The following is an 11,723-nucleotide window of genomic DNA, read 5'->3' on the forward strand; positions in this document are numbered from 1 at the left end:
CCAGATAATGACAATCATTACCACTATAGTGTGACGCGTGGAGTGGTTGCTGATCCCCTTCGAGGTGTCGTTCGTGCAGCGTGCGCTGGTGGCGGGAGTGCTCGTGTCGGCGGTGTGCGCCGTCGTGGGCACCTGGGTGGTGTTGCGCGGGATGGCCTTCATCGGCGACGCGATGTCGCACGGCATGTTGCCCGGGGTGGCGATCGCCTCGCTGACCGGCGTGAACCTGCTGATCGGCGCGGCGATCAGCGCCGGGGTGATGGCGCTAGGCGTGACAGCGCTCGGCCGTTCGCGGCGGCTGTCCGAGGACACCACGATCGGGTTGCTGTTCGTCGGCATGCTCGCGAGCGGCGTGATCATCGTGTCCCACTCGCGGTCGTTCGCGGTCGACCTCACCGGTTTCCTGTTCGGCGACGTGCTCGCCGTCGGATCGGGTGACCTGGTCGGCCTCGCGATCACCCTTCTCGTCGTGGGGGCGGTGGCACTGGCGGGACATCGTTCGTTCACCGCGCTCACCTTCGACGTCCGCAAGGCGCACACACTCGGACTGCGTCCCCGCCTGGCGAACGCGGTGCTGCTCGGACTGGTGACGCTGACGATCGTCGCGTCGTTCCGCGTCGTGGGGACGTTGCTGGTGTTCGGGCTGCTCATCGCCCCCGCCGCGGCGGCGCTGTTCTGGTCGCGGCGGATCACCACGATCATGCTCATCGCGGCGTCGCTCGGCATCGCCGCCACGGTCGGCGGCCTGCTCGTGTCCTGGCATTGGGGCACCGCGGCGGGCGCGACCATCGCCGCCGGCGCGGTCCTCCTGTTCTTCCTTTCCGCGTTCCTGTCCTTCGCACGACAGCGATTCCGTTCCCTGACACCGGAGATCGAGAGCTCACGATGAGACTGAAAGCAGTGACGGCGGTCGTCGCGGCGCTGACCCTGGCGGCGTGCGGCTCGGAGCAGCCGAAGGAGGTGACCGCGGAAGTCCCGCACGGCTATGTCGAAGGTGCCGAGGAGGCGGCCGAAGCACAGTCACGGCTGATCGTCGCCGAGACGGACACCGGCGCCGTTCGCGTCGTCGACCTGATCACCGAGGAGGTGCACGAGGCCGGGCGGGTCGACGGAGTGCGAGCCGTGACGGGCGACGGCCGATTCGGTTACCTGACCGCACGCGACGGCTCGATCCGGGTGATCGACAGCGGCTCGTGGATGGTCGACCACGGTGACCACGTCCACTACTACCGGGCGAAGGTCCGGGATGTCGGCGTGGCGCCCGGCAAAGAGCCCTTGGCGGCCTACAGCGACCCCGTCGTCGCCGCACTGTCCTATTCGGACGGTACGGCGACGTTGCTGGATCGAGCCGCGCTCGACAAGGGCTCCGTGGCCGAACTGGGGAAGATCACGCGCGAGCCGCACGCCGGTGTCGCGATCCCTTACCGCGAGCACATCATCGCCACGGTGGCGGACGCCGGAAAGCCGCTCGCCCGCGGAGTGCGCGTCCACGACCGCCAGGGCAAAGCCGTGGCGGAGATCGACCAGCCGTGCCCGGAGCTGCAGGGCCAGGCCGTGACCAGGCGCGGAGTCGTGTTCGGCTGCGCTGACGGCGCCTTGCTGGTGACCGAAAAGGACGGCGCCTTCGCCGGAGTGAAGATCCCGTACCCGCGCAGTGTCACCGCGCAGGAACGCGCCACCGCCTTCTTCCACCGGCCCGGTGGCTCCACGGTCGCGGCGCGGGCGGGGGAGTCCGCGGTGTGGTCGCTGGACGTCGGGCGCCGTAGCTGGCAGTACGTCGAGACCGGCCCGGTCGCCGCGGTGAACGCCGTCGGCGAGGGCGGCCCGCTGCTGGTCCTCGCCAGGGACGGGAAGCTGCGCTCCTTCGACGGCGCGGGCAAGGAACAGACGGCCATCCCGCTCCTGGCACCGGAAGCGACCGCCGCGGGCGTTCCGTCGATCCAGGTCGATTCGACGCGCGCCTACGTCAACAACCCGCTCTCGGCCGAGGTGTACGAGATCGACTACAACGACAACCTGCGCCGCGCCAGGACCCTGAAGGTCGGCGGCAAGGCGGGCCACATCGTGGAGACCGGCCGATGAGGCGCCGGGTACTCGCCCTGTTCGTGGTGGCGCTGCTGGCGGCGGCAGGCTGCTCCGGGACCGGCGGAGGCGGCAAGTCGGTCGTCGTCACGACGAACATCCTCGGGGACATCACTCGAGCCGTCGTCGGCGATCAGGCCGACGTGACGGTGCTGATGAAGCCGAACGCCGACCCGCATTCCTTCGGCATCTCCGCGCAGCAGGCGGCCCAGGTCGAGCGTGCCGGTCTGATCGTCTACAACGGACTCGGGCTCGAAGAGGGGATCCTGCGCACTGTCCGCACGGCCGAGGAAAGCGGCGTACCGGCGTTGCCGGCCGGGGAGCGGGTGAACCCGATCAGTTACGCCGACAACAAGCCCGATCCCCATTTCTGGACGGATCCGGCACGGGTGCGCGACGCGGTGAAGGCGATCGCCGACGAGGTCGTCGCCCATGTCGACGGGGTCGACGAAACGGTGATCCGCGCCAACGCCGAACGCTATCGCGGGGAGATCGAGGCACTCGACAAGATGATGGCGGAGAAGTTCGGTGGTATTCCGCCGGAACGCCGGAAACTGGTCACGAACCACCACGTGTTCGGGTACCTGGCCCAGCGGTTCGGATTCCAGGTCGTCGGCGCCGTGATCCCCGGCGGAACCACACTCGCTTCACCGAGTTCCTCGGACCTGAAGGCACTTGCCGACACCGTTCGCGCGGCGGGAGTGCCGGTGATCTTCGCTGATTCCTCTCAACCGGACCGGCTCGCGCGGGTCTTGGCCGAGCAGGCCGGGCTGCACGTCCAGGTGGCCCCGTTGTTCTCGGAATCGCTCAGTGAACCAGGCCAGGGCGCGGCCACCTATCTCGAAATGATGCGCGCCAACACCGAATCGATCACCACCGGTTTGACCCGTTCCTGACCGGAACAGACGAAAGGCACAGGAAAATGGCACGGAAAGCCCGATATCTCGCGCTGATGGCGACGACGGCGAGCACGCTCGCGCTCGCCGCCTGCGGGACCGAACAGCCGGCGGCGGAGCCCGCGAAGGACGCGGCTCCGGCACCGGTCGTCGCCGATCCGGTGGCCGTCACCTACGACGGCGGAATCGTCCTGCTCGACGGGAAGACCTTGAAGGAGGCGAAGAACCTTCCGCTGGAAGGCTTCAACCGGCTCAACCCCGCCGGGAACGACCGGCATCTCCTTGTCTCGACCTCCACGGGATTCCGGGTCCTCGACGCCGTCGGTGCCGTGCTCACGGACAACGAGGTCAAGGCGGCCAAGCCGGGACACGTCGTCCGGCACGCCGGCAAGACGGTGCTGTTCGCCGACGGGACCGGTGAAGTGACCGTCTTCGACCCGAAGACGATCGGCACCGCGGCGCTCCCCGCGCCGAAGCACAAGACGCCCGAGGCGCATCACGGCGTGGCCGTCGAACTCGCGAACGGCGAACTGCTCACCACCGTCGGCAACGAGGACAAGCGCTCCGGGATCGTGGTGCTGGACAAGGACAAGAAGGAGATCGCGCGCAACGAGCAGTGCCCCGGCGTGCACGGTGAAGCCGCCGCACGCGGCGAAGCGGTCGTGGTCGGTTGCCAGACCGGTGCGCTGATCTACCGCAACGGCGTCATCACCAAGGTGACCAGCCCGGACCCGTACGGGCGCATCGGCAACCAGGCGGGCTCGGACGTCTCCCCGATCACCTTGGGCGACTACAAGGTCGACGAAGCGGCCGAGCTCGAGCGCCCGACCAGGATCTCCCTGATCGACACCGAGAAGGCCACGCTCAAGCACGTCGACATCGGGACCAGCTACACCTTCCGGTCGCTGGCCCGCGGACCGCAGGGCGAGGCCCTGGTGCTGGGCACCGACGGTCAGATCCACGTGATCGACCCGGTGAGCGGTGCGGTGACGCGGAAGATCGCCGTCCTCGGTACCTGGCAGGAGCCGATCGAGTGGCAGCAGCCGCGCCCGGCGATCTTCGTCCGGGGCGGAACCGCCTACGTCACCGATCCCGGCAAGAAGGAGATCCACTCCGTGGACCTCGCGACCGGCACGAAGACCGCGACCGGGACGATCCCGGGAACGCCGAACGAGGTCAGCGGCGTCCTCGGACACTGATCTCCTGGCGCACTGTCACCAGGCGCCGTTCCCGATGCGGTGAAAGCCACTTTCGCAACCTTGGAGGTTGCGAAAGTGGCTTTCGCAACATGCCCGTATGAGCAGTTCGGTACAGCGCCTCGTGAGCGGTGAGGACGGTTAGAGCAAAGAGTGGCCTAGGAACCTACTGGCTTCGCCGCAGCTGATCGCCGCGGTCCGTGAAGGACTCCTTGAGGGACTCTGGGTCCCTCAAGGAGTCCTTCACGGAGTCGGAACACGCGCCCATGGCCCCAGTAGCCCAACCGGTCACCACGATGGCGCGCGAAGGCCTCGTCCCAAGTGCGTGAAGGACCCCTTCACTGCGCTAGACGCAAGCAAGGGTCCCTTCACGTACTTCAAGCGACCAAGGCGCCAGAAGGCGTCGGTCGGGGTGGTCGTGAGTGGCGATTCGGGTTCTAGCTGAACCTGTCTTATGTACCTACTGTGGATCACATGGGATTCAGTCATCAGGTTAGTGCAGGTCAGGGCGGGCGTCAGCCGGTCTTGGACTCGTATGCGCGCCTGTCGCGGAATCAGGCGGGGAAGCTGGAGAAGTGCGAGACCCAGCACGCCGACAACCGGGATGTGATCGACCGGTTGGGCGGTGTGCTGGGTGAGGAGATCTCGGACCCGAAGCTGTCCGCGTGGAGTCCGAAGGTGCATCGTCCGGGCTGGGAACGGATCATGAAACGGGTCGCGGCGCGGGCGTCGGACGGGGTGGTGTTGTGGAACACCGACCGGGGTTGGCGGCAGTCGCAGGATCTTGAGGACCTGTTCAAGCTGATCGAGAGCACGGGCTATGACTCGTACACGGTGGCGTCCTCACACGGCCGCTACGACCTCACCGACTACAACGACCGCTACCAGCTACGGCAGGAGGTCGCGCACAACCAGCGCAACTCCGATGAGGCGTCCCAGCGGATCTCGCGGCGGTTCGAGGTGCTGCGCAAGCGCGGTATTCCGCATCACCAGGGGCGCCGGTTCGGGTTCCCCGGTCTGGATCGGACCGTGCCGCGTGAACAGTGGTTGGACGAGGACGGGAAGGACACCCGTAAGCCGGTTCCGGCGGAGTTGGTGGAACGGGAACGCAGGGCGTTGAGGGACGCCACGAACGCGGTGTTGGCGGGGGTGTTTCAGTCCACGATCGCGGATGAGTGGAACGCGGCGGGACTGCTCACGATCACGGGTAAGACGTGGCTGCCGCGCCAGGTCGGTGAGGTACTGCTCAGGCCGATTAACGCTGGTCTGATCGAGCATGACGGCGTGGTGGTGGGCACGATGCCGGGTGAGCCGATCGTGAAACCGGAGACGTTCACGAAGCTGCGCGCGTTGTGTGCGGGGCGGACGCAGGGCCAGCATCCGAGCGGGATCTACGTGGGGTCGGGGATCTTGCGGTGCCCGCTGTGCGGGCGAGGTGTGAGCGGGCGCCCGCATTCGGGGAACTACCCAGACGGTGAGCGGCGACGGCAGTACGGGTGCTCGAAGAGTTCGGGCGGGTGCGGCAAGGTCGGCGCCGATATGCGGCGGGTGGATCGTGAATTGCGCGGGCTGGTGATTTCGCGTTTGTCGGACGCTAAGCACGCGGCAGCGATCCGGGCCGCGCGTGCGCGTGTCTCCGAACGGTTGGCCGAGATCCACACCGAACTCGGCGAGTGTGAACGCTTGCTGACATCGATCGCGGCGAAACTCGGCCCGGGAAATGACCGAGGACGCCTACGACGCGGCCAATGAACCCCTCATGGCTACACACGCACGGCTGGAAGCCGAGCGGCACGAACTGACCGGCGGGAACCCGGACGGTCCTACCGAGGCGATGAGCAGTGAGGACGCGGCGGCGCAGTGGGACGCGGCCGAGTTCGACGAACGCCGCGCGATGCTCACCGACGCACTCAGCGGTGACACCCTGTATCTCGACCCCGCCGCCAAGAACGGGAAACGGCAGTTCGACCCCAAGCGGGTGCGGATCGACCCGCACAAGCCCAAGCGCCGTACGCGCGGCCAGCACGCGGCCTGATAGAGCAACGACCCGAGGCCACACCACCCCGGAAACGGGGGCGGGTGTCCTCGGGTCGTCGGTGTGTCAGGCCGCGCGGCGGCCTTCGTCGTTCCTCTCAGCGTTGGCGGCGCGGCGGCGTTTGTCGATGCGGTTAAGGATCACCGCGAGTGAGGTGATCCGTTCTTCGGTGAGCGGCGGGAGGTCGGCGACTTTCGCGGCCCACCGGTCGACCGCTTCGGCGTCGAGTCGGGCTTGTTCTTCGGTGTACGTTTCCTTCCTGCGGGTGTCTGCTTCGGTGGCCTTGAGGTGGCGGTGCGGGCGGCGTGGGTGCGGTTGCCGGGTGGGCATGGTGGCGGTGTCCTCTCGGCGCGTGGTGCGGGTATCGGCGGTGTGAGTTCGGCTGGCGTCTCCTTTCCAGGGGTTGCGGTGACAGGTTCGGCGGGCACGTCGATGCATGCCCCGGCCGCGAGGTCGTAGACGGACAGTTGGCGGGCGGCGCGTCCGTGGTCGAGTGCTTCGGCCAGGGTGGGCACCACAATGGACACATCGAGGTACACGCGTCCGGTGTCGGGGTTGTGCCAGCCGCCGAACGCCCTTCCCTCCACATGCAGGATGGGTGCGTGGCGGGTGAGGTAGGCGGCGAGCTCATCGGGGGTCACGGGTGCGTCGGTGACGTGTTCGTACTGCGGGTGCACCGACACCGCGAACCCCGTACGCGGCGTGACACCCGTGACGGGGTCGACCGTGAACCCGCCGTCCGGGACGGCGCACGCGGCTGCCAGTTCAGCCAGCCGCGCCACCGACAACCCGTCTTCCTGCTCGGTGGTGGCTTGGTTGTTCACGCAGACCTCCGGGGAGTGAGGCCGGACGGGGAGTCCCACCACGCCGGTTCGCGCGGTGGTGCGGGCGCGGCGGTGAGTAGCGGCATGATCGCCTTGTCGCCCGGCTGGAACGCCGCTTCCCCGTACGGGAGTTCCGGGGCGTGGTGGCTCACCCGTGGACCCCGTTCGGGCAGGTTCGCCAACGTGAGCCGGGTGACCGGACCATGGTCACGGCCGGACCACAACGTCCACACCTCTCCCGCCGGATCATCGGCGCCCGGCAGGTCCCGCGCGGTCGTCGCGATCACCACGCCCGGATCGTGTCCACCGAGGAATTTCACCAGCCCGGCCCGGAACGCCTGTTCCCGCCGCGCGGAGTGCAGGGAGAACAGCAGCACCCCGAACCGATCGGTGTAGAACGCGCTGTAGGCGGCGATCTTGCGGGCCAGCACCCGCAGCGACTCGGTACCGGTGTCGTATTCGAGGAAGAACCGCACCGCGCGGCCGCCGGACTCCCAGCAGCCGTAGCCGTCCGGCCGCACCCGCGCCTCGCCCCCGTCGGTTCCCTGGTTGGTCCAGAAGAACTCCGCCGAGCGCCGTTCCGGCCACCACTGCGTCAGCCTCCCCGCCCCGCCGTCATCGGTGCCGGTGGGGTTCGAGTGCGCGGCCAGCCCGCAGAAAAACCCGTTCACCCCGAGCTGATGAGTGAGGGTCGGTAAGAACGCGAGCCGTTCCAGCCGTTGCATGTGGGCTTTCGCGGTCGGCGGGGTTACCGCCCGCGCGGCGGCGATCATCCGCGCCCCTATATAGCCGAGCGCGTAGCGGGCCTCACTGGTCCCGCCGAACATGTACGAGTCACGGAACGCGAACAGCACACCCAACGACCGCAACCGCGCCAAACGGTCTTGCGCACGGCGCCGTGACGAGAACTCCACTGACGCGATCTGCCCCGTGGTCAGCACCTGGTGTTCGGCCAGCAGCCACAACAGGCGACGATCCCGCTCGACCAGGCGGAACCAGATCCCAGGGTTGGGTTCACCAGGCCGGACCGACCTGGCCGGCGACCGTCCCGCGGCCGCAGCCGGCGACCCCGCGGACCCCACCTTTTTCCGGGTGGATGATGACTCATACCCCTTCACTCGGCCTCCCTCACCGGGCCGCCGAATCCACGCTGTACCAGGGGACACGCGACCAGCGTCCCCGGAGCTTGGGGCGGCGGACATAGAACGCCGAGCCGATGCCGAAGCATCCGCCAACCCATCCGCACCGCCACCACCGAGACCACGTGAACCGCTGCCGGGCGGCACTGCGGCTTGTGGCGACTGCGTAGTTTTCCTGTCAGACATGAGAAACAACCTCTTTCGAACACGCGACGAACCGAGCAAGACCGAATAGCTATCCAGTTGTCTCTACCGCTCACACGACCAATCGGTGATCACCTCCTTGCACCCCCTAACTCCGAAAAAAACACTGTTTTTGAACATTGCATTGGCAAACTTCTCAACTTTTACCCGAATGAGGGACGGGGTCGGGCTCCCCGCCATCTGGGCGCCCTACAAGCCCTCACCAGCGGATCAGCCGTTCCCCGCCCCGGCGGGTGGGGCAGCGGAGTTACAGCGCCGAAACTGCGCCGAACCACCCGCCTGACACGTTTGGCGACGCGGGATGCCTTACCGCGCCCTTTCGAACCAAGAGGCCGGATTTTGGGCCTTTTTTGGACACCGAGCGCGGCACGATCACCCGGGTTGGGCTCCCGCCAGCCGGGCGCCTCAAGCAGCGTCGCCAGCGGGTCAGTCGCCCCGTTTCAGCGAGTGAGGCGGCACAGTTACGACGCCGACCAAGCGCCGCACCATCCGCCGGACACCTTGTTCACTGGGCAAGATCGAGAAAGCAGAGTCTTTGCGGCACGGGTTCTCGAATAACTTGTTTCACGTTTCCGTGAGTGCGGACGCCGTCCCCTCCTTTCGCAGCAAGAAGCCGGTTTTCGGGCCCTTTTTCGACACCGAGCACGCCAAGGTCACCCGAAAGCACCAATGCTTGGTGCATGTTCGCGTCTTCCGGCATGGGTTGATGGAGGCACGATGATGACGGTGACAGTGCGGGCTGACAACGAAGCGGGGGTACGCTGGTCTGGTAGTTCTCCGCGTGCGACTCCGCGAATGAGGGATGCGAAATGTCCTCGCCGATCGGCAACAGGCTACGAGAGCTTCGTAAAGCTCAAGGCAAGTCGTTAACGGTCATCTCCGGGTTGGCTGGTATTTCACCTTCGTACTTGTCCCGGCTCGAATCCGGTGATCGGGCGCTTGACCGCCGGTCGCTAGTTGTCGCCTTGGCGAACGCTCTCGAAGTGGCGCCGAGCGAGATCACCGGGGCTGCCCCCGCTATCACCATGGGCGGACTGGAGGAGGACCACTCGCTAAACCAGGTACGGCTCGCATTGCTCGCCGTCAGCATGGGCGACCCGCGTGGGGAAGTGCTGCCCGGGGAGGCCTTGATGGTCCGGGCTGCCGACATTCTCACTAAACAAAGAGAGTGTGACTACGCCCTGGTTGGGACCCTGCTGCCACAACTGATCAGGGACCTCCATGCCACTTTGGATGCCCGGCGCGACGAGCGGGAAGTTCTCCGGCTGCTGGTGACAACACACGTGCAAGGCACGCAAGCGTGGCTTAGTGACATCGGCGCGAGTATGGACCTCGCATGGCAAGCCGTCAGCCTTGCACAACGTGCGGCCGAACGGCTTGACGAACCGCTGTATGGGGCGGTGTCAGCCTTCGGGACCTCGTTCGGACTGATCGGTGCTGGCGGCTTCGACATGGCCGCCCGCACGCTTGCAGCTGCCGCGCCTGGTACTGCGACGTCGGCGGACATGCAGGTGTCCGGGATGCTCAGCCTCACATCCTCGCTCGTGTCCGCTGCGCAGAAGGACAACACGCAGCGCGTAGCCGCGCTAGACCATGCGGCCGATCTGGCGGTTCACGTCGGCGAGGGCAACAACGCATTGTGGTTCGGCTTCGGACCATCGAACGTAGGCGTGTGGCGCATGTCGGTGGCACTGGAAGCCGGAGAACACGCGGACGCCATAAAGATCGCTGAGACGGTCGACCCGACTGCGCTACCCACGCCAACGCGGCGGTCGGCCTATTATCGCGAGTACGGGCGCGCTCTCGCCAGATTCCCGAAACGCCGTGACGAAGCTGTGATGATGCTTCGCCGGGCGGAGAAAATCTCGCCTGCCCGTATTCACCGGCACCCGTTTATGCGCTCGATCCTCGCCGAACTGGTCGCCAAGGGCACCAAACAGGATGCTGTTGGCCGCGAGCTTCGCGGCATGGCGTACCGGTCAGGGTTGCGCGTCTAATACGAACGTGTAGCCCATTCGAGTGTTTGCCACCGTGGCAAGTTTCGGATCTTGTCCGGCTCGAAACTGATCATGTGACTGCGCATGAAGGTGGAACACCTCCGGACATCGGCGGGGAGAATGAGGATGACAGGAAGTCGGATCCCCAGTACGACAGCGAAAAGCATTGCCATAGCGGCCTGACAGATCTCGGATTCGATAGTCGGGGTCGTCGCTGCGCCGGTGAAATCGACCTCGAAAACCGCCATCATGGCACGACGATCGCGGAGATGACCGAAGCCGACTGGGCGGAAGCAGCACGAATGCTGCGGGCATGGGACGCGGGGTGGCGGCCGTGATCAATGGAGCGCGGCCGGGGCGGCATGGCGGGCTGTATTTCTGCTGGCATCGCAGCCAGTACGACGGGCTGGACCATGCGGTCACGGACGAGGAATTCTTCCGTGCGCGCAAGGACGATTCCCGTGGACGGTATGCGGCCTTGTGCGGTCACGTGGTGCTGGCGGCGCCGATGCTCGTGCCGAACGGCCGCCCCTGCAAGGACTGTCGCGCATTCGTGCGGGCCTGGTCAGCTGCGCGCACCGTTCGACATCGGCAGCGGCCGACGCGTCATCGCGCACCGGCCGGATGGCGCCGTCTCGCCCGAAAATGCAGCCGCGCCACACCGCGAACACAAAATTGAGTCACGCAGTAATTTCATACTCGCAAACCTGCGAGCGAACTAGAATGGAACCCGAGCATGAAAACGTGTGGTGCCACAATGTTGGCTGATACGAATGAAGACAAGGAAGCAATGCACGAGATTGTCCGGGTTCAGCATCAGCTGTCCAGGATTAGGAAGTCCCGGAAGTGGTCATTGAACTACGTGGGAATCGAGTTGGATGTGCATCCGTCAACCGTCTGGCGATGGGAGAACAATCCCGCGTACGCCGGTAATATCGGCGAGCTTCAAATGTATGCACGCTTCCTTGGCTATACGCTTCGGGTTCTAGTTGTCGCTGACGATGGCATCAATGAATCGCAAACCATAATTCATGAAGATTTTCAGGGTTCTGACGATATCGTTTCTGGCGAGAGTGGTGTTTCATGACAGACGGGCAACGGGACGCTGCGTCGGTGGCCGCCGCGCGTGAGCGGCTGGCCGAGGCTGCCGGGTCGCTCACGGAGGCCGCTGCGACGCTGCGGGCAGCGATCGACAGCGGCACCGTTCCGCCAGGGGCCACGGCAGCCCTGGCCGCCAGGTTGGAAGACCTCGCGGACCGGATGCGGCCGGAGCTGCCGCACAGCGCCCCCGAGCGCTCCCGTGCACCTGGCGAGTCTGAGTAGATCTACTCATGTCGCCTGGGTAGTCGC

Annotated in this window: 14 protein-coding genes; 11 read left to right on the forward strand and 3 right to left on the reverse strand. The window is 66.3% G+C overall.

Annotated elements, in window-relative coordinates; all coding sequences use genetic code 11:
- Nucleotides 1-37: 37 nt before the first annotated feature.
- The 6 genes from aztB (at nucleotide 38) to ACFVM3_RS06415 (ending at nucleotide 6,209) form a co-directional block, all read left to right on the forward strand.
- Complete coding sequence (aztB, locus tag ACFVM3_RS06390; RefSeq protein WP_378436152.1) at nucleotides 38-889, forward strand: zinc ABC transporter permease AztB; 852 nt, start codon at nucleotides 38-40, stop codon at nucleotides 887-889.
- Complete coding sequence (locus ACFVM3_RS06395) at nucleotides 886-2,082, forward strand: hypothetical protein (RefSeq protein ID WP_378436154.1); 1,197 nt, start codon at nucleotides 886-888, stop codon at nucleotides 2,080-2,082. Before aztB ends, ACFVM3_RS06395 begins: the two co-directional genes overlap by 4 nt.
- On the forward strand, nucleotides 2,079-2,978 hold the full coding sequence (aztC, locus tag ACFVM3_RS06400) for a zinc ABC transporter substrate-binding protein AztC (protein ID WP_378436155.1): 900 nt from the start codon (nucleotides 2,079-2,081) through the stop codon (nucleotides 2,976-2,978). Before ACFVM3_RS06395 ends, aztC begins: the two co-directional genes overlap by 4 nt.
- A 26-nt stretch (nucleotides 2,979-3,004) precedes the next feature.
- A complete protein-coding gene (gene aztD, locus ACFVM3_RS06405) occupies nucleotides 3,005-4,177 on the forward strand; it encodes a zinc metallochaperone AztD (RefSeq protein ID WP_378436157.1) in 1,173 nt (390 codons plus the stop codon).
- A 471-nt stretch (nucleotides 4,178-4,648) separates the two neighbouring features.
- Nucleotides 4,649-5,926: a recombinase family protein gene (locus ACFVM3_RS06410; protein ID WP_378436159.1), complete on the forward strand. Its 1,278-nt coding sequence runs from the start codon at nucleotides 4,649-4,651 to the stop codon at nucleotides 5,924-5,926.
- Nucleotides 5,927-5,933: 7 nt separating this feature from the next.
- On the forward strand, nucleotides 5,934-6,209 hold the full coding sequence (locus tag ACFVM3_RS06415) for a hypothetical protein (RefSeq protein WP_378436161.1): 276 nt from the start codon (nucleotides 5,934-5,936) through the stop codon (nucleotides 6,207-6,209).
- A gap of 140 nt (nucleotides 6,210-6,349) precedes the next feature.
- Here the strand turns inward: ACFVM3_RS06415 and ACFVM3_RS06420 are convergent, their stop codons facing one another.
- The 3 genes from ACFVM3_RS06420 to ACFVM3_RS06430 all read right to left on the reverse strand — a co-directional run bounded on the left by ACFVM3_RS06420 (nucleotide 6,350) and on the right by ACFVM3_RS06430 (nucleotide 9,076).
- Nucleotides 6,350-7,033: a hypothetical protein gene (locus ACFVM3_RS06420; RefSeq protein ID WP_378436162.1), complete on the reverse strand. Its 684-nt coding sequence runs from the start codon at nucleotides 7,031-7,033 to the stop codon at nucleotides 6,350-6,352.
- Complete coding sequence (locus ACFVM3_RS06425) at nucleotides 7,030-7,998, reverse strand: replication-relaxation family protein (protein WP_378436164.1); 969 nt, start codon at nucleotides 7,996-7,998, stop codon at nucleotides 7,030-7,032. The genes ACFVM3_RS06420 and ACFVM3_RS06425 overlap by 4 nt, the downstream gene beginning before the upstream one ends.
- An 883-nt stretch (nucleotides 7,999-8,881) precedes the next feature.
- A complete protein-coding gene (locus ACFVM3_RS06430) occupies nucleotides 8,882-9,076 on the reverse strand; it encodes a hypothetical protein (protein ID WP_378436166.1) in 195 nt (64 codons plus the stop codon).
- Nucleotides 9,077-9,185: 109 nt separating this feature from the next.
- Between ACFVM3_RS06430 and ACFVM3_RS06435 the strand changes: the two genes are divergently transcribed.
- The 5 genes from ACFVM3_RS06435 (at nucleotide 9,186) to ACFVM3_RS06455 (ending at nucleotide 11,696) form a co-directional block, all read left to right on the forward strand.
- The gene (locus ACFVM3_RS06435; protein WP_378436168.1) at nucleotides 9,186-10,373 is read left to right on the forward strand and encodes a helix-turn-helix domain-containing protein; all 1,188 of its coding nucleotides are present in this window, start codon (nucleotides 9,186-9,188) and stop codon (nucleotides 10,371-10,373) included.
- Between the two features lie 74 nt (nucleotides 10,374-10,447).
- A complete protein-coding gene (locus tag ACFVM3_RS06440; RefSeq protein ID WP_378436170.1) occupies nucleotides 10,448-10,711 on the forward strand; it encodes a hypothetical protein in 264 nt (87 codons plus the stop codon).
- Nucleotides 10,708-11,052 carry a hypothetical protein gene (locus ACFVM3_RS06445; RefSeq protein ID WP_378436172.1) on the forward strand — a complete coding sequence of 115 codons (345 nt, stop codon included), beginning with the start codon at nucleotides 10,708-10,710 and terminating at the stop codon, nucleotides 11,050-11,052. The genes ACFVM3_RS06440 and ACFVM3_RS06445 overlap by 4 nt, the downstream gene beginning before the upstream one ends.
- A 78-nt stretch (nucleotides 11,053-11,130) precedes the next feature.
- On the forward strand, nucleotides 11,131-11,460 hold the full coding sequence (locus ACFVM3_RS06450) for a helix-turn-helix domain-containing protein (RefSeq protein ID WP_378436174.1): 330 nt from the start codon (nucleotides 11,131-11,133) through the stop codon (nucleotides 11,458-11,460).
- Complete coding sequence (locus tag ACFVM3_RS06455) at nucleotides 11,457-11,696, forward strand: hypothetical protein (protein ID WP_378436176.1); 240 nt, start codon at nucleotides 11,457-11,459, stop codon at nucleotides 11,694-11,696. The genes ACFVM3_RS06450 and ACFVM3_RS06455 overlap by 4 nt, the downstream gene beginning before the upstream one ends.
- The last annotated feature ends 27 nt before the right edge of the window (nucleotides 11,697-11,723 follow it).

The sequence above is a fragment of the Amycolatopsis sp. NPDC057786 genome (assembly GCF_042797905.1).
Taxonomy (GTDB): Bacteria; Actinomycetota; Actinomycetes; order Mycobacteriales; family Pseudonocardiaceae; genus Amycolatopsis.

What these genes read in the sequence shown, in the direction of transcription:
- ACFVM3_RS06395 (WP_378436154.1), top strand. Translation starts at nt 886, where the DNA reads ATGAGACTGAAAGCAGTGACGGCGGTCGTCGCGGCGCTGACCCTGGCG.
- aztC (WP_378436155.1), top strand. Translation starts at nt 2,079, where the DNA reads ATGAGGCGCCGGGTACTCGCCCTGTTCGTGGTGGCGCTGCTGGCGGCG.
- aztD (WP_378436157.1), top strand. Translation starts at nt 3,005, where the DNA reads ATGGCACGGAAAGCCCGATATCTCGCGCTGATGGCGACGACGGCGAGC.
- ACFVM3_RS06410 (WP_378436159.1), top strand. Translation starts at nt 4,649, where the DNA reads ATGGGATTCAGTCATCAGGTTAGTGCAGGTCAGGGCGGGCGTCAGCCG.
- ACFVM3_RS06415 (WP_378436161.1), top strand. Translation starts at nt 5,934, where the DNA reads ATGGCTACACACGCACGGCTGGAAGCCGAGCGGCACGAACTGACCGGC.
- ACFVM3_RS06430 (WP_378436166.1), bottom strand. Translation starts at nt 9,076, where the DNA reads ATGCCGGAAGACGCGAACATGCACCAAGCATTGGTGCTTTCGGGTGAC.
- ACFVM3_RS06435 (WP_378436168.1), top strand. Translation starts at nt 9,186, where the DNA reads ATGTCCTCGCCGATCGGCAACAGGCTACGAGAGCTTCGTAAAGCTCAA.
- ACFVM3_RS06450 (WP_378436174.1), top strand. Translation starts at nt 11,131, where the DNA reads ATGTTGGCTGATACGAATGAAGACAAGGAAGCAATGCACGAGATTGTC.
- ACFVM3_RS06455 (WP_378436176.1), top strand. Translation starts at nt 11,457, where the DNA reads ATGACAGACGGGCAACGGGACGCTGCGTCGGTGGCCGCCGCGCGTGAG.